General features: G+C 59.0%; 21 protein-coding genes, 1 tRNA gene and 1 riboswitch. Of the genes, 9 read left to right on the forward strand and 13 right to left on the reverse strand.

The window, feature by feature from the left end; all coding sequences use genetic code 11:
- Positions 1 to 214: 214 nt before the first annotated feature.
- A tRNA-Ser gene (locus BN1127_RS19210) sits at positions 215 to 304 on the reverse strand.
- Between the two features lie 380 nt (positions 305 to 684).
- Here BN1127_RS19210 and BN1127_RS19215 point away from each other — a divergent pair.
- Entirely contained in the window at positions 685 to 1602 is a 918-nt protein-coding gene (locus BN1127_RS19215; RefSeq protein WP_005326992.1) for a L,D-transpeptidase family protein, read from the forward strand.
- A 21-nt stretch (positions 1603 to 1623) separates the two neighbouring features.
- Positions 1624 to 2622, forward strand: coding sequence for a DUF481 domain-containing protein (locus BN1127_RS19220; RefSeq protein WP_041206200.1), 999 nt, complete (start codon positions 1624 to 1626; stop codon positions 2620 to 2622).
- A 60-nt stretch (positions 2623 to 2682) separates the two neighbouring features.
- On the opposite strand, the gene BN1127_RS19225 is transcribed toward BN1127_RS19220, so the two are convergent.
- From BN1127_RS19225 to BN1127_RS19235, 3 genes are all read right to left on the reverse strand, one after another.
- Positions 2683 to 3405: a MaoC family dehydratase gene (locus BN1127_RS19225; RefSeq protein ID WP_042650508.1), complete on the reverse strand. Its 723-nt coding sequence runs from the start codon at positions 3403 to 3405 to the stop codon at positions 2683 to 2685.
- Positions 3406 to 3653: 248 nt separating this feature from the next.
- Positions 3654 to 4595, reverse strand: coding sequence for a 23S rRNA (adenine(1618)-N(6))-methyltransferase RlmF (rlmF, locus tag BN1127_RS19230; protein ID WP_042650509.1), 942 nt, complete (start codon positions 4593 to 4595; stop codon positions 3654 to 3656).
- 152 nt (positions 4596 to 4747) lie between these two features.
- Positions 4748 to 5236 carry a C40 family peptidase gene (locus BN1127_RS19235; RefSeq protein ID WP_041206201.1) on the reverse strand — a complete coding sequence of 163 codons (489 nt, stop codon included), beginning with the start codon at positions 5234 to 5236 and terminating at the stop codon, positions 4748 to 4750.
- 276 nt (positions 5237 to 5512) lie between these two features.
- On the opposite strand from BN1127_RS19235, the gene BN1127_RS19240 reads away from it, so the two are divergent.
- Both BN1127_RS19240 and BN1127_RS19245 read left to right on the forward strand, forming a co-directional pair.
- A complete protein-coding gene (locus BN1127_RS19240; RefSeq protein ID WP_042650510.1) occupies positions 5513 to 6235 on the forward strand; it encodes a 4'-phosphopantetheinyl transferase family protein in 723 nt (240 codons plus the stop codon).
- Positions 6232 to 7080, forward strand: a complete 849-nt coding sequence (locus BN1127_RS19245) for a tetratricopeptide repeat protein (protein ID WP_042650511.1) — start codon at positions 6232 to 6234, stop codon at positions 7078 to 7080. Before BN1127_RS19240 ends, BN1127_RS19245 begins: the two co-directional genes overlap by 4 nt.
- 133 nt (positions 7081 to 7213) lie before the next feature.
- On the opposite strand, the gene BN1127_RS19250 is transcribed toward BN1127_RS19245, so the two are convergent.
- Both BN1127_RS19250 and ribB read right to left on the reverse strand, forming a co-directional pair.
- On the reverse strand, positions 7214 to 7456 hold the full coding sequence (locus BN1127_RS19250; protein WP_025327798.1) for an Lpp/OprI family alanine-zipper lipoprotein: 243 nt from the start codon (positions 7454 to 7456) through the stop codon (positions 7214 to 7216).
- Between the two features lie 223 nt (positions 7457 to 7679).
- On the reverse strand, positions 7680 to 8333 hold the full coding sequence (gene ribB / locus BN1127_RS19255) for a 3,4-dihydroxy-2-butanone-4-phosphate synthase (RefSeq protein WP_041206202.1): 654 nt from the start codon (positions 8331 to 8333) through the stop codon (positions 7680 to 7682).
- Between the two features lie 105 nt (positions 8334 to 8438).
- Positions 8439 to 8585: riboswitch (FMN riboswitch) on the reverse strand.
- 209 nt (positions 8586 to 8794) lie between these two features.
- Here ribB and purU point away from each other — a divergent pair.
- Entirely contained in the window at positions 8795 to 9631 is an 837-nt protein-coding gene (gene purU / locus BN1127_RS19260; protein WP_042650512.1) for a formyltetrahydrofolate deformylase, read from the forward strand.
- Between the two features lie 64 nt (positions 9632 to 9695).
- Here purU and BN1127_RS19265 read toward each other — a convergent pair whose 3' ends face one another.
- Both BN1127_RS19265 and cls read right to left on the reverse strand, forming a co-directional pair.
- Entirely contained in the window at positions 9696 to 10964 is a 1269-nt protein-coding gene (locus BN1127_RS19265) for a DUF945 family protein (RefSeq protein ID WP_042650513.1), read from the reverse strand.
- Between the two features lie 107 nt (positions 10965 to 11071).
- Positions 11072 to 12553, reverse strand: coding sequence for a cardiolipin synthase (gene cls, locus BN1127_RS19270; RefSeq protein WP_042650514.1), 1482 nt, complete (start codon positions 12551 to 12553; stop codon positions 11072 to 11074).
- 96 nt (positions 12554 to 12649) lie between these two features.
- On the opposite strand from cls, the gene BN1127_RS19275 reads away from it, so the two are divergent.
- Positions 12650 to 13192 carry a YceB family lipoprotein gene (locus BN1127_RS19275; protein WP_005326967.1) on the forward strand — a complete coding sequence of 181 codons (543 nt, stop codon included), beginning with the start codon at positions 12650 to 12652 and terminating at the stop codon, positions 13190 to 13192.
- A gap of 4 nt (positions 13193 to 13196) precedes the next feature.
- Here BN1127_RS19275 and BN1127_RS19280 read toward each other — a convergent pair whose 3' ends face one another.
- Entirely contained in the window at positions 13197 to 13637 is a 441-nt protein-coding gene (locus BN1127_RS19280) for a GNAT family N-acetyltransferase (protein WP_005326964.1), read from the reverse strand.
- A gap of 327 nt (positions 13638 to 13964) precedes the next feature.
- Between BN1127_RS19280 and BN1127_RS19285 the strand changes: the two genes are divergently transcribed.
- A complete protein-coding gene (locus tag BN1127_RS19285) occupies positions 13965 to 14681 on the forward strand; it encodes a lytic transglycosylase domain-containing protein (RefSeq protein ID WP_042650516.1) in 717 nt (238 codons plus the stop codon).
- 122 nt (positions 14682 to 14803) lie between these two features.
- Here BN1127_RS19285 and aqpZ read toward each other — a convergent pair whose 3' ends face one another.
- From aqpZ to BN1127_RS19300, 3 genes are all read right to left on the reverse strand, one after another.
- Entirely contained in the window at positions 14804 to 15490 is a 687-nt protein-coding gene (aqpZ, locus tag BN1127_RS19290; protein ID WP_042650517.1) for an aquaporin Z, read from the reverse strand.
- 312 nt (positions 15491 to 15802) lie between these two features.
- A complete protein-coding gene (gene ruvC / locus BN1127_RS19295) occupies positions 15803 to 16324 on the reverse strand; it encodes a crossover junction endodeoxyribonuclease RuvC (RefSeq protein ID WP_005326958.1) in 522 nt (173 codons plus the stop codon).
- 264 nt (positions 16325 to 16588) lie between these two features.
- Positions 16589 to 17503 (reverse strand): Gfo/Idh/MocA family protein, encoded by a 915-nt coding sequence (locus BN1127_RS19300; protein ID WP_005326957.1) that lies wholly within the window; start codon positions 17501 to 17503, stop codon positions 16589 to 16591.
- Positions 17504 to 17674: 171 nt separating this feature from the next.
- On the opposite strand from BN1127_RS19300, the gene BN1127_RS19305 reads away from it, so the two are divergent.
- Complete coding sequence (locus BN1127_RS19305) at positions 17675 to 18178, forward strand: DinB family protein (RefSeq protein WP_042650518.1); 504 nt, start codon at positions 17675 to 17677, stop codon at positions 18176 to 18178.
- A 30-nt stretch (positions 18179 to 18208) separates the two neighbouring features.
- On the opposite strand, the gene BN1127_RS19310 is transcribed toward BN1127_RS19305, so the two are convergent.
- A complete protein-coding gene (locus tag BN1127_RS19310) occupies positions 18209 to 18436 on the reverse strand; it encodes a hypothetical protein (RefSeq protein WP_042650519.1) in 228 nt (75 codons plus the stop codon).
- Positions 18437 to 19293: 857 nt separating this feature from the next.
- Here BN1127_RS19310 and BN1127_RS22265 point away from each other — a divergent pair.
- A complete protein-coding gene (locus tag BN1127_RS22265) occupies positions 19294 to 19737 on the forward strand; it encodes an LPO_1073/Vpar_1526 family protein (RefSeq protein WP_156139790.1) in 444 nt (147 codons plus the stop codon).
- Positions 19738 to 19802 lie beyond the last annotated feature (65 nt).

Genomic DNA, 19802 nt, shown 5'->3' on the forward strand with positions numbered 1-19802 from the left:
TATTGGGATCAGTTATTTAGGCCGGAGCTGGCGGGAGCCATCTCGGATAGCGCCAAGGCTACGTTGCCTTGGTTGATATGATTGCTAGAGAGAAGTATCAACAATCCGTGGATGCCTGGCAGGGTCGGTGTCCAAGGTAATCCATCAGGATTGCATACCAAAAAAATAGATAAAATAAAAAACCCAACCTAATCAACAGGTTGGGTTTGATATGTGGCGGAGAGACAGGGATTCGAACCCTGGGTGGCATTGCTGCCACAATTGATTTCGAGTCAATCCCGTTCGGCCACTCCGGCATCTCTCCACGGGCCCTCATATTGACCCAACCGTAGGCGGGAAATCAACGTAAATCTCGTTGCAGATCAGACAACTGGCTATTAAACCGTCAACCTGTGGCGAATCGCACCCCCCTTCCCTTGCTACGCCCAGGCTGGCTGAGACAGCTAGCGGCTCCCTCAGTGTCAGGAGTGGTCTCTTGGCCTATTCCCTCGGCGCCGACGCGGGATTATCCGCCTTTTCCTGAAAAACAGGGGGCTGAGGGCCGAAAATGCCTCTCAACATGCCTCCATCCGGCCCGTGAGAGACGCGGTCTGGCGCTGGTAATCCCCTGTCGATTGGTTGACAATCTCTGCTCATTTTTTGGGAGGGAAGCGCTTCCCTCGAGAACTGCCGATAGGAATAACCATGCGCAATCTCCGTATCGTCTCACTGCTGCTGGCGGCTGTCAGCCTCTGGACCACACCGGCCTGGTCGAAAACCTATCCTCTTCCGCCGGCGGACAGCCGTCTCATCGGTGAGCTGGAAGACTACATAGTCCAACCTGGCGATCACCTGGAACTGGTCGGCAAACATACCCAGATTGGCTTTTTAGCGCTGCTCGAGGCAAATCCCGGGGTAGATCCCTATTTACCATCCCCCGGCACCCGGCTGACCCTGCCGACCCAGATGCTGCTGCCCGATGTGCCGCGGGAGGGCATCGTCATCAACCTTCCGGAGCTGCGGCTCTATTACTTCCCCAAGGGCAAGGCGGAGGTGATGGTGTTGCCCATCGGCATCGGTGACATCGGCCGCGAGACGCCGGAGATGACCACCACCGTCATCGCGAAGAACCCGAACCCGACCTGGGTGCCCGGCCCCATGGTGCGCAAGTCCTGGCTGGAGCAAAAGGGCATAGACCTGCCGGCCGTGGTGCCCCCGGGCCCGGACAATCCCCTCGGCAAGTTCGCCATGCGCCTGGGTTATGGCAACAAGGACTACCTCATTCACGGCACCAACAAGGAGTTCGGGGTCGGCCTGCGGGTCAGCGCGGGCTGCATCCGGCTGCGCCCAGACGACATAGAGATGTTGTTTGGCCTGGTGCCTGTCGGTACCCGGGTGCAGGTGATCAACCAGCCGGTCAAGATGGCGGTGGAACCCGATGGCCGTCGCTGGCTGGAAGTGCATTCCCCCCTCTCCCGTACCGAGGAGGAGATGTCCGAAGGTGCCCCCCTGGTGCTCTCCCCCGAGGTCGAGCAGTTCATCGCGGCCCCGGAGATAGACGGGGCCCGGGTAACCGCCCTGCTCGACGACAAGAACGGGCTGCCCCGCCCCGTCAGCGGCTAAGTGCCCTCCCGGGAGATGACCATGACGAAATGCGGCCTTCCGCTGCTGACGATCCTGCTGACCCTGCTGCCCGGCTCCGCCGCGATGGCGGACATCCTGTGGATGCAGAACGGCGATCGCCTGACCGGTACCATAGAAGAGATCACGGACGATCAGATCCGCATCAAGCCATCCTACAGCGAAGTCCTGACCGTCCAGCGCCATGCCATCAAACGCTGGCGGCTGGACAAACAGGAGCAGCCGAAACCGCTGACCAAGACGGGGATCCCGCTGCTGGACTCCCCTGACGAAGTCAATGCCTGGCTCCTGACCGGCACCGGCGATCTCAACATCAAGCTCAAGGAAAGCACCAAGAAGACCAACAACGTCAACCTCAAGGTCTCCACCGAGCTGGCCAATCTGGACTGGCGCTACAGTCTGGATGGCGAATATATCTACGAGACGGCGAACAACGTCACCGACAGCCACGAATACAAGCTCAAGCCCAAACTCGACTTCTTCTTCGACGATCACTGGTTCCTGCGTTCCTCCGTCGACATCGACTACAACCTGATAGAGGCAGGCTATCTGGAAATAGACTACGCCTCGGGCCCCGGCTACCGCTTCTGGAATGACAAGCGGCGCCGCCTGGAGTTGATCAGTCAGCTCGGTCTGGAGCGGGCCTATTTCAGGCCGGAGGTGTGGAGCAACTCTGATCTGTTCAACGAACGGATCATCAACTATCCCTTCATCAGCCTCGGGTGGGACTACCGCCAGCCCCTCGACTTGTGGCAGGAGAAGTTTGAGCTGTTCAGCAAGGGGAGCTATGAAAAGTTCGTCGATCAACCCTCCCCCTATCTAACCAGAAAACAGTCCGTCAGCGGCGGCCTGGGGCTCAGGTACTACTTCAACGATCACCTGCGCCTCTCCTGGTCGAGCGAGCTGGATTGGGACGATATCTGGTTCGACTACCACGGCCTGGACATGGATGTGAGCGAGAAGGAGTGGCGTCACATCATCACCCTGGGCGCCAGCTTCTAGCTCCCAGAAACGACACAGGCCCACCGAAGTGGGCCTGTGTATCGCCGTGAGGGACGGGCGTCAGAAATAGATACGGGTGACCGACTCGATGACGCAACCCGGGCGGCGGATCCCCTCGATCTCTATCTTGATCTCCTTGAGCAGCTCTATTCCACCCTTGATAGGGGTGACTCTCGATAGCTTGGTACGGGCACGGATGTTGCTGTCTACCTTGATCGGATAGGGGAAGCGGACCTGCTCCAGACCGAAGTTCACCACCATGCGGGCGCTCGGGAATTCCGGCGTCGCCTCGTCCACCGAGCCGGTCAGCTGGGGCAACAGCGCCAGGGTCAGGAAACCGTGGGCAATGGTGGTCTTGAACGGCGACTCGGCCGCCGCACGCTCGGGGTCGGTGTGGATCCATTGATGATCCCCGGTTACCGCCGCGAACTGATCGATCAACCCCTGGCTTATCTGCAACCACTCACCCACATGGGTCTCTTCCCCGATCCGGGCCAGCAGCTCGACGTACAGGGTGGCAGCCTCGCCACTCAGTTCCACCGGGTTCTCTTCGATCAGGGTCGGCTGGCTGTTGACCGCCTGAGCCTGGGATGCGCGCTGCTGCCGCACCAGCGACTGGTCGGCCTGCAGATCCAGCACTCGCCCCAGCAAAGGGTGAAGGTGTGCCTTTTGCTGAAACTCACGCCAGTAGTCACGGATCGCCGGAGAGAGCCAATCCTTGAGCTCAAAGGGGTGCTGCGCCAGAATTTCGCGCTTGTGCTTCAGAAAATCGACAACTTTCATCTACCGATCCCTATTCGATTCTAAGCCTGTAAAGAGGTCTAACCAGTCCCATTTTATGAAAGTTTCACAGGTAAGTACAAAAAAATCTCGGCGTACAACTGTACCGAGGATGAAAGTGGTCACTAACACCCAAGGAAAAACGGGCAGATATAAAACGGAAAAACGATTACCGTGACGGCAACGAGACGGAAAACCTCGGAACTGGCAAAGAGCATGGTTTGGGGGTTTTTGGTCCCCCCCTTTTTTCCTCAGCGGCCGGGGGCAGACCACCAGGCGGTTCGGCTCGCCTCGTCCAGAAAGCTCCAGGCCAGGATCCGGCTCACCTTGTTGCCCTGCGCCATGTCGATCACCCTGACATCCTGAGCCCCCACCCGAGCCAGCGCCTTTCGTGCGGCAGGCAGATTCTCCTTTTTTGACACCAGCGAGCTGAACCAGAGACACTGGCCAGCAAACGCCTTGCTCTGCTCTATCATGCCGGCCAGAAACGCCGCCTCGCCGCCCTCGCACCAGAGCTCCGCCTTCTGACCGCCGAAGTTGAGCACGGGAGCCCCCGTCACCACCTTGCCGAGGTTGCGCAGCTTGCGCTCAGTCCCCTTGCTCGCCTCCGCCAGCGAGGCATGGAACGGCGGGTTGCACAGGGTCAGGGCGAAGCGCTCCTTCGGACCCAGGACGCCGCGAAAGATCTGCTTGGAGTTGTCCTGATGGCGGCACGCTATCTGGCTGCCCAGGCCATTGCTCGCCGCCAGCAGGGCCGCGGCCTTGACCGACACGGGATCGATGTCCGATCCCACGAAGCGCCAACCATACTCACGGGCCCCCAGCAGGGGATAGATGCAGTTTGCCCCGACGCCGATGTCCAGCACCCGTACCCCCTTGCCTCTTGGTACTTCCCCCGCACTCTCGGCCAGCAGATCCGCCACTCTGTGCAGATAATCGACTCGACCCGGGATGGGAGGACAGAGGTAACCCGGCGGCAGATCCCAGTGCTGGATGCCATAATGCAGCGCCAGCAGTGCCCGGTTGAGCGCCTTGACGGCGGCCGGATCGGCGAAATCCAGGGTCCGGGTGCCATGCTCGTTGAAGAACACGAAGGGCAACAACTCGGGGGTACGCTGGCAGAGGGCGTCAAAATCGTAAGGGGTCTGATGGCGATTGCGCGGGTGCAATCCGGATTTGTGCTGGGTCTTCATGCTGGGCCTGCCGAGGATCGAAGGGGGCCACACTATAGAGAGTCGGCCACGGAAAGTCTAAACGAGGGCCATAAAAAACCGGGCTTCGAGGAGCCCGGTTCAAGTGAGGTTGGAAAAACAGTCCGTACTGCGAGCCGTTTGTCCAGCCTGACTCAGATATCGATCCGGCGTGCCTGCCAGAACTTGCTGCGCCAATAGGCATTGTCGAGCTTGGAGCGAGTCACCCCGGCGCGGGTGGAGGCGTGGATGAATTCACCGTTGCCGACATAGATGCCGACATGATTGAGGCGGCGGTTGATCTTGAAGAAAACCAGATCCCCTTCCACCAGATCCTGCTTGGAAACGCGGGTGCCTTCATGAACCTGGGAGCGGGTATCGCGGGGTAATTCAATGCCGACGGCATTGCGGAACACTTCACGGGCGAAGGCGGAGCAATCTATGCCTCGCTGGCTGCTGCCCCCCATGCGGTAAGGGACGCCACGCCACTCTTTGTATACGGTCAGGATTTCGTTGACATCTGGTGTGGGTGAAACTTCAGGTTCAATCACGGGTTCCATCATGGAAACCTCGATCTTGCTCGCGACCTCGGGCTGGGGTGCAGAAGCACAACCCACCATTCCGAGCGCGACCAGCAGTAGCATCAGGTGGCGCAATCCTTTATCCCCGCAAATAGAGTGAAACTTGTTAAAATGCAGCCCGACAGGGCAATTTATAAGGCAACAGCTCCCGACTATATCCAAGAATTCTATCGAGGCAAGCGAAAATCCCTATCGACCTCACATTTTTGCAAGGAAATGCACTGTTTTGCATGATTAATGTGATCATGGCCAAACAATATACAATCGCAAAAGTACCGGTTTTGCCCTGTCAAAACGGATCGTTATCGCTGTTTCGACCTCATTTTAAAGTGAAATATTATGCTCTATGCGGATCTCTATTTGTTAAAACCGGCGCTCATCGACGCCGAGCAGTTGATCGGGCTGCAATCAGAGCTCTCGCCGGACGAATATCGCCACTGGCATGAGATCCGCCAGCCTGGCCGCCAGCGTGAGTACCTGCTCGGCCGGATACTGTTGCGCCGCCTGCTGGCCGAGCGACTGGGCTGTCCGCCCGATGCGCTGGTGTTTCGCACCGGCGAGCACGGCAAACCCACGCTGGTCAGCCATGACTGGCAGTTCAACCTCAGCCACAGCGGGGACTGGCTGGTGCTCGCCCTCTGCCAGCAAGGTCCCCTCGGCGTGGATGTGGAGATGGGCTTGCGCCAGCGCCCCGTCCTGCCATTGGCCCAGCGTTTCTATGCCCCTGAGGAATATCAGTGGCTGCTTGCCCTGCCACCCCGGGAGCAGACCTCGGCCTTCTATCGGCTCTGGTCACGCAAGGAGGCAGTGCTGAAAGCCCAGGGGGCCGGCATCGCCGCCGGGCTCGACAAGGTGCTCTTTGTACCGGAAGAGGGGTGGCGGCTGGACAACCGGCTCGATTCCCGAAGCTATCTGGTGCTGGACTGGCGTTTTGGCAGCGGCTGGCTGAGCCTCGCCGCCCCGACTCGCCAGATCAATGGCTACCTGCTGGATGAGCGCTTGAAATCCACGCCCCTGGACCCCATGTTGATCCACACCATTTTCCGAGAGTCAGCCTCATGATCGTCGACATCAATCCCCAGAACTTCCACGCCGAACTGATCGATGCGTCCATGAAAAAGCCGGTCGTCATCTATTTCCATGCCCCGCAGATGCCAGAATGCCAGGGCATGACCCCGCTGGTGGAGACCCTGGTCGGCCCGGCTAATCCCGCAGTCACCCTGGCCAAGGTCGACATGAACGATCCCCAGCTGCAACCCCTGGCCAGCCAGCTGGGTCTGCGCGCGCTGCCCGCTCTGGTGCTGTTCCATCAGGGACGCCCGGACGAGCAGGCCATCCTGGAAGGCCCGCAAGATGAGGCCACCCTGCGCCAGTACTTCGCAGCCTTCGCCCCCAAGGAAGAGGAACTGTTGCTCGAGAAGGCGCAGCAGGCGCTGGCAGATTGTCAGGCTGATGTGGCCTATGCACACCTCACTCAGGCCCACCGACTGGCGCCCGAGCGTCACGACATCAGCCTCTGGCTGGTGCAGGCGGCGCTGGATCTGGCGCTGCTGGACGAGGCGCAGGCCCTGCTCGCAGCCGTCCCCATGGTGGCGCAGGATGATCACTATCAGACCCTGAGTTCTCGCCTGGCCCTGGCGCTGCAAGCCAGCGACAGCCCGGAGCTGCGCGCCCTGGAGCAGCGTCATGCCGAGACACCGGACGACGGCGCCCTCACTCAGGAGCTGGCGGTGCTATACAGTCAGGTTGGCCGTCAGGAAGAGGCCCTGGCATTGCTGTTCAACATTCTCAAGCGCGACATGGCGTTTGGCGACGCCAAGAAGATCTATCTCGATATTCTGACCACCATGGGTGCACACCCGGCTGCGCAGAGTTATCGTCGCAAGCTTTATAGCCTGCTTTATTAATCAATGAAGAAATCAGGGGATGCCGAGCAATCGGCATTGCCTTGTTCAGGCAGGAAGAGCAGTAATTAAGGGAAATGACGAATTTCAGGCAAAAAAAAATGGCGCATTGAAATGCGCCATTTTTTCGCATGGATTACTTCTTGTAGGAAGTAGCCATGTTGTCGATGCGCTGGTTAGCACGAGCTGCTTCTTGGTTAGCAGTTGCGATATCAGCAGCCATCTTGGATTGATCAGCACGAACTGCGCTAACATCTTGAGCCAGTTGGTCAACTTTGTTAGACAGATTCTGAACGGAAGTTTCCAGTTCGCTGGTGTTTGCACAACCGCCCAGCAGGGCAGACAGACCAACAACACCTACCAACAACATTTTCTTCATTTTTAAAGCTCCCTTTAACTCGCCAGACGTTTAGCAAGCGGCGTGATTATGGCACAAATAAATACGAGTTTGGATAGGCCCCATCACAGATAAATGCATTAAAACCCTCATTTTTTTTTAAACGCACACTTTTTGTGCAAATTTAAGTCAAAAACGAGTGCTCTGGATGAGGTTCGCACCAAGCGTAACCAAAAAATGCCCTTAATACAATTTCGTATGAAGCTTAAGCTGAACGTTCAGACAGCATTTGACGATATTGCACCAGATCTTCGATGGTCAGCACCGGCATCCGGTGCAGGCGGCCAAAAGCCACCAGATCGGGCAACCTGGCCATGGAGCCATCGGCCTTGGTCAGCTCGCACAACACCCCGTAAGGCTTGAGACCGGCCAGCTGCATCAGGTCCACCGTGGCTTCGGTATGACCGCGTCGGGTCAGCACGCCGCCGGTGCGGGCACGCAGCGGGAAGACATGTCCTGGGCGATGCAGATCCGATGGCCGTGCGCCGTCGGCGATGGCGGCCTGGATGGTGGTGATGCGGTCGGCTGCGGAGACGCCGGTGGTTACGCCCTGGGCTGCTTCTATGGTCACGGTGAAGGCGGTCTGATAATGGCTGGAGTTGGCCTCCACCATCATAGGCAGCTCGAGCTGGCGTACCCGCTCGTCGGTCAGGCAGAGGCAGACGATGCCGGAGCATTCGCGGATCATCATGGCCATCTGTTCGTTGGTCATGGACTCGGCGGCGAAGATGAGGTCACCCTCGTTCTCCCGATCTTCATCATCGGCCACCAGCACGCCTTGACCGGCACGCAATGCGGCCAGCGCGGCTTCGACGCGGGCAATGGGATCACCAAATTCACTGAGTAGAGACTGATTCATGGTAAGACTCCTAAATAAGACAAGGACCAGAATCAGGGCATGGAAAGGCAGACAGAGATAGGTATGCAGCAGCCGGCCCGTAGGGAGCCATGACTGCAATATCTGTCTTATCCTCTTTCATCCGGACTGTGACCGTCGGCTCCGGCATCTCACCGGATCTGCTGACCCCGACCTAGGTCGGGCGCTCGCGGGCTCCCCGAGTCAGATCGGGATACCGCCGGTGGGGAATTTCACCCCGCCCTGAGAATAAGCGCAGACAGCCTAAAGAAAAAAAACGCAGGATACCAGCCCAAAACCCATCAAAGATGAATAGGACGCAGTGCACCGCCCCCCACTGGCGACTTGCCACTCAGCTGCACGGCGCGCTGTCCTTTCTGATTTTGTTTATGGCATAGTGCCAGCAAAAACGTGCAGCCCGCGCAGACTCGGGCGCCAACACCACAAACGGAATCATGACAGAGATGGAAAAGAAAATACTGCTGACCGATTGCCCCGACGCCAAGGGGCTCATCGCCAAGATCACCAACATCTGCTACAAGCACCAGCTCAACATCAACAAGAACGACGAGTTCGTGGATCACGAGAACGGCCGCTTCTTCATGCGTACCGAACTGGAGGGTCGCTTCAACGACGAGACCCTGCTGGCGGATCTCGACGACGCCCTGCCTGCAGGTGCCCAGCGCAGACTGGTCAAGGCTGGCAAGAAGCGCATCGTCATCCTGGTCACCAAGGAGACCCACTGCCTCGGCGACATCCTGATGAAGAACTACGCCGGTGCGCTGGACATGGACATAGTGGCGGTGATCGGCAACTACGACACGCTCGCAGAATTGACGGGCAAGTTCGACATCCCCTTCCATGCCGTGAGCCATGAGGATCTCAGCCGCACCGAGCATGAAGAGCAGGTACGCACCCTCATCGACGGCTACCAGCCGGATTACGTGATCCTGGCCAAGTACATGCGGGTGCTGACCCCGAGCTTCGTGGAAGCCTATCCGCGCAAGCTCATCAACATCCATCACTCCTTCCTGCCCGCCTTCATCGGTGCCCGCCCCTACCGTCAGGCCTTCGATCGCGGGGTCAAGCTGATCGGTGCCACCGCCCACTTCGTCACCGACGATCTGGATGAAGGCCCCATCATAGAGCAGGACGTGATCCACGTGGGCCATGCCTTCAGCGCCGACGACATGGCCAAGGCGGGACGGGATGTGGAGAAATCCGTGCTGAGCCGGGCCCTGGAGCTGGTGCTGAACGAACGGGTCTTCGTCTACGGCAACAAGACGGTGGTGTTCAAATAACCCTGTCCGTCGTTCGACACCCAGCAAAAAGGCTCCCGAGGGAGCCTTTTTCGTCTGTCTGCGCTTATTGAGGCAGGGGCAGACCGTTGACGGTGACCAGCCCCTTGTCGAGCTTGAGCTCGGCATTGAGGTGCGCCTGCTCCGCTTTGAGATAACCCAGGGCCGTGAATTGGGCCAGCATGGGTGCCAGCTGCGGCACCGCCTTGCCCAGTTGATCGCCGAGGCTGGCATGAAGCAGCCCGGACAGGGCCTGCATCCCCTCCTCGCTCCCCATCAGTTGCTCCAGAGTGGTGGGGGCAAGCTTGGCCTCCCCTTTCAAGCTGACGGGCTCGCCGTTGAGCTGGGCACTGAGATCGGTCAGCTCAAGGGTGGCGCCCCGTTGCAGCATCTTGTCCAGCGCCTGCTGGATAGCCGCCTCGTCCACCCGCTGGCTGCTGGCCTCCTGCAGGGTCTGATAGCCCTCCAGATCCAGCCCCTTGAGCGCCAGATCCAGACTTCCCTGAGTCAGCGCCAGGCTGTCGCTCTCGTTCTCCAGATTGAGGGTCGCCACCTTCATCTGATAACGGCTGGAGAGGGTCTGGGCATCATCCCCCGCCAGTTGGGTGTTGGTGCTGACCCCCTGCAACGAGAGCTTGACGCTCTCCGGCAGTTGCAGGGAGAGGGCGGACAACGTCATCTCGCTGTGGGGAGAGAGCCAGATGCCGCTTATCTCTGCCATGTCGGCGCTGCCCTTGAGATCCGCCAGGGCCAGATCCATCTTGCTCTGCGCATCGTGGACCGTCATGCCCAGCCACTGGAAGACCACGTGGCCATTGCCATCGAGATCCCCGCGATAATCCCCGCTCAGGGGCAGGAAGCTGAACTCGTTGAGCCCCTCCCTGACCTTGAAGTCGCTGGCCCAGAAACGGGAGCTGTTGCTCATGGTCCAGAGGCTGCTGGCCGACTCCAGGCCAAGCTGCCACTGCTGCATGCCGAGGGCGGTGAAGACGGGGGCCAGGGTCCCGGTCGCGGTATCGAGCAGCATGTTGCTCTTGATATAGAGCGGCAGCAGGCGGCTGTTGACGAGCAGTTGCAGCTCGATGGGGTCGCTTCCCGTCATCTGGGGATCGAAACTCGCCAGCGTCTGGGGCGGCACCACTACCTTGAGCACGCCATCACGGGTGAACAGGTTCTCGCTGGTGGGCAACCAGGTGATCTCGACGCCGCTCTCCTGCTTCGCCCTGGCGATCTGCTCCCCCAGGATGCGGTCGAAGGCATTGCCCGTGTACCAGCAGGCGCCCAGCCCACCCACCACCAATGCTGCTCCGGCAGCCATGGCCACTGTCTTTTTCATCTGCTCTCTTACTCCTAATTTTTCTATGGCGGGTGCCTAGGCGCACTCTACGGGGAGGATGGGAACACAAGCAAGCCAGATCCCGGCTCATGACCCATTCTCGGCTGTCACAGCAGGGGGCTGAACAGGTAGAAGATGTTCTCCAGCAATTTTTTGTACCAGGGGCGGGCACGCCACCTGGTCAGCGACATGGGGGTCGCCTCCAGCATGTAGCCCTGCACCAGTTGATTCATCTCGGCGACAAACAACGGGTTGTCGATGAGCAGGGTGATCTCGAAATTGAGCCAGAGGCTGCGCCTGTCGAGATTGACCGTGCCCACCAGGGCGAAGTCGTCGTCCACCAGCACGCTCTTGGTGTGCAGCAGACCGGCATCATAGCGGTAAATTTCGACCCCGGCCGCCAGCAGATCCTCCATGAAAGAGTTGCTCGCATGATTGGCCATCAGGGAGTCGTTGCGCGCCGGCAGCACCAGCTGCACCAGCACCCCCCGCGCCGCCGCCGAGGAGAGCGCCGCCGCCAGCGGGTCATCCGGCACGAAATAGGGGGTGGTCAGCACCAGATGATGGCGCGCCTGGTAGATGGCCAGCAGCAAGCTCTGCTGGATGCAGTCGCCGCCGACGAAGGGGCCGGAAGGGATGAGCTGGGCCCGATAGTTGGTTTGCGGCCAGGCCTCTGGTTCGTGCTGCAGGCTGTCGAGCAGCCGCTCGCCGGTTTCCATCTCCCAGTCCCAGACGAAGGTGGACCACATCAGGGGCACCACGGGCCCCTGCACCCGGATCATGATGTCGACCCACTGACCAACCCCGGCATCCTGCTTGAAGAAACGGGGATCCACCATGTTCATGGAGCCGGTGTAACCGACCCTGTCGTCGATCACCACCAGCTTGCGGTGCATGCGCAAGTCCTGGCGCTGGAACGGGATACGCCAGGCACCGACCGGCAGCACCTCCACCACCTTGACCCCGGCCGCGCGCAGCGATTTTGGCCAGCCGGAGCGGAAAAAGGCCTTGCTGCCGATGGAGTCGAGCAACACACGACAATCCACGCCGCGCGCCGCCACCTCGACAAGGGCCTCGCACACCGCATCCACATCCCCACCGGGATGCCAGATGTAGAACTCCAGGTAGCAGGACTGGGAAGAGCCGCGGATGTCGCGCACTATCTCCTGCAAGATGGTCTCGGGCCTGTGCAGCAGCGTCATCCGGTTGCCCGAGAGCATGGGCATGGCCAGCCGCCCCTGGATCAGATCATGGAGCGGACGCGCCTTGCTGCCCACCTCGCAGCAGTGCTGGGGAAAGAGGCGGGCGAGCTGGCGGATCCAGATGGCGTAAGGGCGGTACATGGCCTGGGCGCGTTCTGCCCGTTTGCGACCGAGCCGTATCTCCCCAAACAACACATAGAAACCGACCCCGGCGAAGGGGATGGCATAAATGAGTGCCAGCCAGGCGAGGGATACCCCGATGGGGCGCCGCTTCATCACCACTCGCAGGGAGATCCCCGCCACGATCACGGTGTGAAACAACAGCAACAGCCAGCCGAGAAAGCGGGAGAACAGCAACTGAATGTCGTATTCCAGACCGTCGAGCAAGACGACTCCTTGGTGTAATGAACAAAGGGCATGGGCAGATCCCACAGGGCCAGAATGGTATGCTGTGGGGCAAACCCATTCTATCAGGTCGTTAGCATGATCCTGCAATCTATGCTGCTGAGTCTGGCCATGCTAGGTCAAGGCTCATATGACATCAATGAGCAGCAGATAAACCAGTACCTGCAATCCCAGGTACAAGTCGACAAACAGCTGGAGTTGCCCGGCATCATCAAGGCCCATGTGCAGCTCGAGCAGAGCGATGTCCAGATCGGCCGCCAGAGTCCGGATACCGCAAGAGTCTTTGGCAAGGGGCGGCTCAAAATCGCCCTGCCGGATCAGACCCAGTACGATGCGCTGCTGAACATGACCTATGAGGCAAGACCCCGCTACGACAAGGCCAAGAGCGCGCTCTTCCTCGACAACATGAAGCTGATTGACTACAAGCTGGAGCCGGCGGCGGCCGAGCAGAAGTTCGGTTTCATGCTGAGAATGCTGCTGCAGAGCATGGAGAAGCGGCTGGAGACCCAGCCCGTCTACAAGCTCGACGACAAGGATCCCAACCAGGCCTGGCTCAAGGAGAATCTGCTGGGGCTGGAGCTGTCACCGGGCAAGATCCGCCTGCTGACCAAGCCCCAGTGAGGGATCAGTTGTAGGCAGTGACCATCGCCTGACGCACCAGCAGCTCGATCTGGTAACCCTGTTCGCGCTGCTGGTGATAGAGGGTATGCAGCGGTCCGTCGAGTTCATGCAGGGGAAGGTGGGCAAAGCCCGCCTTGAGGTAGAAGGGTTTCTCGAAGGGCAAAGCGTGGCAGATCACGGGCTTGTCCAGCAGATCGTTGCAGGCGTGCTGCAGCAGCCGGGAACCCAGCCCCAGTGACTGGTAGTGGGGCAGCAGTCGAAATCCGCACAGGTGATAATAGTCCTGTTCGTCGCGCAGGCGCACGGCGCCCACCAGCCAATGGGCATCCCGTACCACGAAGATCCGTTCGGCCAGATCCGGCACATAGTGGGAAAACGTCGTCTCGTAATAGTCCCTGATCAGGGAAAGATCCGCGTCACAGTACTCTTCGAATCTGAGCTCCATCGCCCGCCTGCTTATCATACCCATTTCGCTCTGGCCACCCGGCCCTCTCTTGACCCACCATCCAGCCCCACGAAGAGATCAGACCAGAGTGGAGCAACTGCAAGATAACACGCCTTTAACTTACAAAAAAGCCAATAGCCAGCTGACAGGCAGTGGTGCCCTCCACGGCCCTCTGCGAGGCAGCAACATCCAGCTCAGGCTGCTAGTGGGCCTCTTCTTCCCGGACTTTTCTTGCGACTCGTCACCAGGGCCCTTGTTCTGTCTCGCCACGGATGCTTTACTCAACGTGGCTAACGAGGCTTAAGGAGCAAGCCGTTGAAAGCATGGATGTTGCTGGGAGCCATTTCACTGTCCCCCCTCACTGCCTGGAGTCAGTTGCCGCCACCGGCCGAGGTGGTGGTCCTGACATCCGAGTCAATCCCGTCATCCGAGTCGATCCCGTCACCCGAGGTGGCAGAGCCCGCATCGGTCCCCGCCACTCGCCAGATCCAGGTCTACAAATCGGTGCAAAAGAACGGGGTAGTACGCTATTCCGACATGATGCCGGAGCAAGGTCATTACGAGCTGCTGCTGTTCAACGATTGCTACGCCTGCGATCCCGCCTCCAGGGTCAACTGGCGCACGACCGGCCTCTTCCTCTATGACTATGCCAGCACCATCAAGGCGGCGGCCAAGACCTACAGCGTCGACCCTGCCCTCATTCGAGCACTGATCCACGCCGAATCCGCCTTCAATCCGCTGGCGGTCTCCCGCAAGGGGGCCATGGGGCTGACCCAGCTGATGCCCGCCACCGCCCGCGAGCTCGGGGTCGGCAATGCCCTGCTGGCGGAGCAAAACATCTTCGGCGGGGTGAAGTATCTGGCGGGCCTGCTCAAGCAGTATGACGGCAACGTCGCCCTGGCCACGGCCGCCTACAACGCGGGCGCAGGCGCGGTGCAAAAACACGGTGGTATCCCGCCCTACGCAGAGACTCGCGCCTATGTCGCACGAGTGCAACTCTTGCACCAGCGCTATAAAGAGATGCTGAGCGCCCGCGGTCTCTAGCCCCTTCCCTCTCTCAGCAGGCTGAACAACACTGCGGGCCCTTGCGGCCGGCTTTCGTGCCCATCAGAAACAAAAAAACACGCCCGAGGGCGTGCCGATACCACACGTTACTTAGCAACACATCACTCTTTCGTGGCGATCACACGATAGGCCAATGCACCCAGAATGGCACCGACGATGGGGGCGACCCAGAACAACCAGAGCTGGCTGACGGCCCAGTCACCGACAAACAGCGCCACCCCCGTGCTGCGCGCCGGATTGACCGAGGTGTTGGTCACCGGAATGCTGATGAGGTGGATCAGGGTCAGGCACAGACCGATGGCGATCGGAGCGAAGCCCGCCGGTGCACGGCTGTCGGTGGCTCCCATGATGACGAACAGGAAGAAGCCGGTCATCACCACTTCACACACCAGCGCCGCCAGCAGGCTGTAACCGCCCGGTGAGTGCTCACCATAACCGTTGGAGGCAAAGCCGGCGCTCACGTCAAACCCGGCCTGGCCGCTGGCGATCACATAGAGCACGCCGCCCGCCGCGATCCCGCCAAGGACCTGGGCAACGATATAAGGCACGACGCCCGATGCCGGGAAGCGACCACCGGCCCACAGACCCAGGGTCACGGCAGGGTTCAGGTGACAGCCAGAGATGTGGCCGATGGCATAGGCCATGGTCAGCACGGTCAGACCGAACGCCAGGGCCACGCCCAGCAGACCGATCCCCACATTCGGGAACGCGGCTGCCAACACGGCGCTGCCGCAGCCTCCCAGCACCAGCCAGAAGGTGCCCATAAATTCAGCTGCAAATGGTTTCACTCTCATATCTCCCGATGATGACTAGAACAGGAGCCTAAAAAAGGCTCATACGGACACTGTTATTCAACAGGCGCCATATTATGGGAGTGTGAAGGAGCAAGACGAAGCCGGCTTAGCTTACGAGAAATGTGTGATGAACATCACAAGTTATTGATTGAACGGGAGGTTCCCCACCATTACCGCACCAATTTCTCATGAGAGTCCGCCTGGGAAGTGCGACAGGTTGTGACTCAATCAGCGCTTTTGACAACAACGCACCGGGCCACGGGCTGTGCATGGTGCAATGCGCTCCGTCTCGGCCCCCACGAGGGATCAGCGATAGCGACCACGTACCGAACTGGTGGCTCGTCCCGCCATCCTGATAAGACTCTGGCGGGTGTGGAAGTGACAGAGCGCCACCCCGAGGGCATCCGCCGCATCCGCCTGGGGCGTGGCCGACAGCTTGAGCAGATGGGTCACCATATGCTGCACCTGCTCCTTGGCGGCGCCGCCCGTGCCCACCACCGCCTGCTTGATCTGGGTCGCCGAGTATTCGCTCACCGGCAGCAAGGCGTTGACCGCCGCGACGATGGCGCTGCCCCTGGCCTGGCCGAGTTTCAGGGCCGAATCCGCATTGCGCGCCATGAAGACCCGCTCGATGGCGAACTCGTCCGGCTTGAACTGGGTGATGATCTCGCTCACCCCGTCATACACCTGCTTGAGGCGGGACGGCAGCTCGCCCAAGTCGGTGCGGATGCAGCCCGAGCCCAGGTATTCCGCCTTGCCCGCGACGATGCGGATGACGCCGTAGCCAGTGATCCGGGAGCCGGGGTCTATGCCCAGAATAATGCTCATGAACGGGCCACCTTGGCCGCCGCGATCGGGCGCTCATCGACACGTGGCAGGCCCGGCACCATTTGCGAAACGTTGCTCATCACACTCTGTTGCTCTGCAGATCTTTCATGGGCGCCAAGATAGCAAACAAGCCAGCGCTTGGCTCGCGCGGCGGCGCCCTCGCCGGCTGACTGCGCAGGGATACGCCATCTTGTACAGTGGTCTGCTCATTCGTTCGCCCGTTTCAGTTCTTGCGTTCAGCATGGGAACCACGAATGACGGATGCTACTGCCTGCCCTCGGCCAGAGTGACCAGCCGCTCAGCCAGTCGATGGCTCTGCAGATAGCTCTCGACAAGCATCCCATCGGCTCTGCCCGCCTCAATCTGTTGGTACCAGTGATCCAGCATCGCAACGAAGCCCCGTTGGGCCAATACCGGCTGCCAGTCGTCCGGTGCCAGGGTCTGCAGGGTCTTGTCTCGGGCAATCGTGCCCCGGGTGCAGTTCTCGATATGCAGGGAGAGGTTGTCGCCATAGGCGTCGATGCGCTCCTCGGTGAGACCAGCGCTGCGGTTCATGCTGCCGCTCACGGCGCAGTCGCCGCTCTGCCAGGCGACGCTCACACCGGCCAGCAGCTCGAGCTGCCGGGGGCTTCGCCGCAGCACCGCATGCAGATCCCCGGTGGGCGCGCCGCCATAGCAGCAGAGGCTGTCGAGCACATGGATAAAGTCGTCAAACAGGAACTGGCGTGACAACCCCGGCAGGGCGTGTCTGTGTTTTTGCCAGTTGAGTTCGGTAAGCGGCTGCGCCCGTGCGGCGGCCATGGCGGGCAGATAGCGGCGGTTGAAGCCCACAAACAGCGGGCAATCCTGCGCCATGGCCAGATTGGCAAGCGCCTCCACCTCGGCTGCGTTGTCACAGAGCGGCTTGTCGACAAAGGTGGGGATGCCAGCACGCAGGCACTGCTCCGCCAACCTGCCATGCACGGCGGTGGCAGCGTGGATCATCACGGCGTCCGGGCGACTCCCTAGCAGCGCGTCCACCTCGGTGAAACACTCGGCGATCCGGTACTGGCGGGCCAGCTTGTCCAGCACAGACGGACTCCGGGTACAGAGCAGCGGAGTGACCCGCTCGTCGCTCGCCAGCAGCGGCAGATAGGCCTTCTGGGCGATATCACCAAGGCCAATCAGGGCAATGCGCATGGGAACTCCTTGTCATGAATGCGATGGCACAGGGTAACATCTCACTCGCACCGGGCACATCCAATGCCCTGCACACTGGCCGGTCACCGAGCCCGTCAGGTGGGGAGTTTTCTTGCTGCCATCGGCTGGCTAAGATGCCCTCTTCCCGCGCTGACCCCATCAAGGAAGACCATGAGCCATTCGCCCCTTCACTCTCTGTTTCGCTACAAGGCCTGGGCCAATGGCGAACTGCTGGATGCCCTCGCCACCCTGGACCCGCAGCTACATCCCGAGGCGCACCACAATGCCCTTCGCATCTTCAACCATATCCATGTGGTCGATGCCATCTTCAAGGGCAATCTGATGGGGGAACCCCATGGCTTCAGTGCCACCAATACCCCGGAGACGCCGACCCTGGCAGCGTTGCGCACCGCCATCGGCGAACTGGATGCCTGGTATCTGGATTACGTTGCCGGCCTGAGCCAGGCAGATGGCGAAGCCGTGCTCTCGTTCAACTTCGTGGATGGTGACAAGGGGCGGATGAGCCGCGAGGAAATGCTGCTGCATCTGGTGACTCACGGCGGCTATCACAGAGGGGCGATCGGGCGCATTCTGGTGCAGTGCGGCATTACACCACCGCGCGACACTCTGACCACCTTTTTGCATCGTAGCGAACCCGAGCGACGGGGCGGCTAAACGACAAACGAGGGCGGCCCATGTTGCCCTCTATTTTGTGGATTTGGCCTGCTCTCTGGTATCGAGCCACTTGCCGATTCGGGCCCCCAGCTCGGAGCAGATAAGGGCGCTGACCATGGCCCCTATCATCCGGTTCATATCAGAAATCTCTTTTGATTCAAGGAACAGGGGCGCTATCAGGTTAAAGGCTATTAGCCCCATCACCAACCCGAGCCCGCTACCAATCTTCTCTCTTCTGGAACGGACTTTTATCGCCATCTGCTCACTCCTGTTCGGGAATACCCACTGCAATATATTCAGGAGAGAGGCCGTTATGTCTCTCCTACCTTTTCGTCAGCCGCCAAGATAGCAAAGCCACTGCTACCTGACTGCTTTTGGTTGCATGTGGTGATGTACTTTGATGACGCAGTTCAAAAAACACTAAATTTCTGATGGTTATGTCAGCTCCAATGCTCGCACAGGCGGCTTCGTTTGGCTTAGCATGACTATCGAACCTGTTGAACTGTGATGGGTTGCTGCCCTCGCTGGTCAATGGAGCCTATTGGAAGCTGTAATCCACGGGCGGTAGCGTGGGGATTCGGTAGTGTTACGCCTCACCCCAAAAGGTGGGTGTCATAGATTTTGTTTTGGCTGGCTCATGGACAATGGCTGGGCATATGATGGTCATACGGTGCCTATTGAGCCATTGGGGGCCCCGCCTCGCCGGTCAATGGAGCATATTGGAAGCTGTAATCCAGGGGCGGTAGCGTGTTTTTGTAGGTTGGCGCTGAGCGCAGCGAAGCCCAACAAGCACAATAGTCATTGTGCCCGCCAGAGCAGATAAAACGTGGGTGCAATAGACCAGTCCACCAAATTTAAAAATAAGTTGTCGCGGTAAACGTTGGGCTTCACTTCGTTCAGCGCCAACCTACGATTTTTGCCCAACATACGAGATGAGGTATGTCATGAGTTGGCTATTAGAAAATAAAGAGTGGATTTTCAGTGGCGTTGGAGTTTCTGTTGTTGTTTTTATTTTTTCAATATTCAATAAAACGGCCGATTAAAGCAAACACAGAAATCTGGTAGGAGTTCGAAAAATTATCAAGCCGGCGGTGATATCAATATAGGTAAGACAGATGATAAATGATCAAGTCCAAAAACAACAAGGTGGAGATTCATCAACAAACCTTCAAGGTCAATCTATTGTCATAAATCAAGGTATCAGTTATTCAGATGCCCGTGATATAGCGCTTGATGTTTACAAGTTGAATTTTTTGCAACTATCTAATGATGCAGCTGAGCTGGCGAGAAATAGGGCAGAAGAATTAACCGATTGTTTTTTACAGCGATTGAGAGAAACAAATGAGGCTGCAATTAACGAAATGAAACAGCCAGCTATGCAAGCAGCACTTTATGAAGCTCAGAAACAATATGCAAAATCTGGTGATCATGAATTAGAATATATGCTAGTCGATATCCTCGTGCAGCGAGCCTCTACTTCCGAGCGAAGTACAAAACAAATTGTTTTAGATGAGGCTCTAGGGAAGGTGCGAATAAGCGGGGAAATTCTTCTCGGCTGACTCAGTCATTTCATTTTTTCAGTTTGAGCCGATCTTTTCTCCCGTAAATGCCTTGAATCAGCCTA

The organism is Aeromonas media (assembly GCF_000819985.1).
GTDB classification, from domain to species: Bacteria; Pseudomonadota; Gammaproteobacteria; order Enterobacterales; family Aeromonadaceae; genus Aeromonas; species Aeromonas media.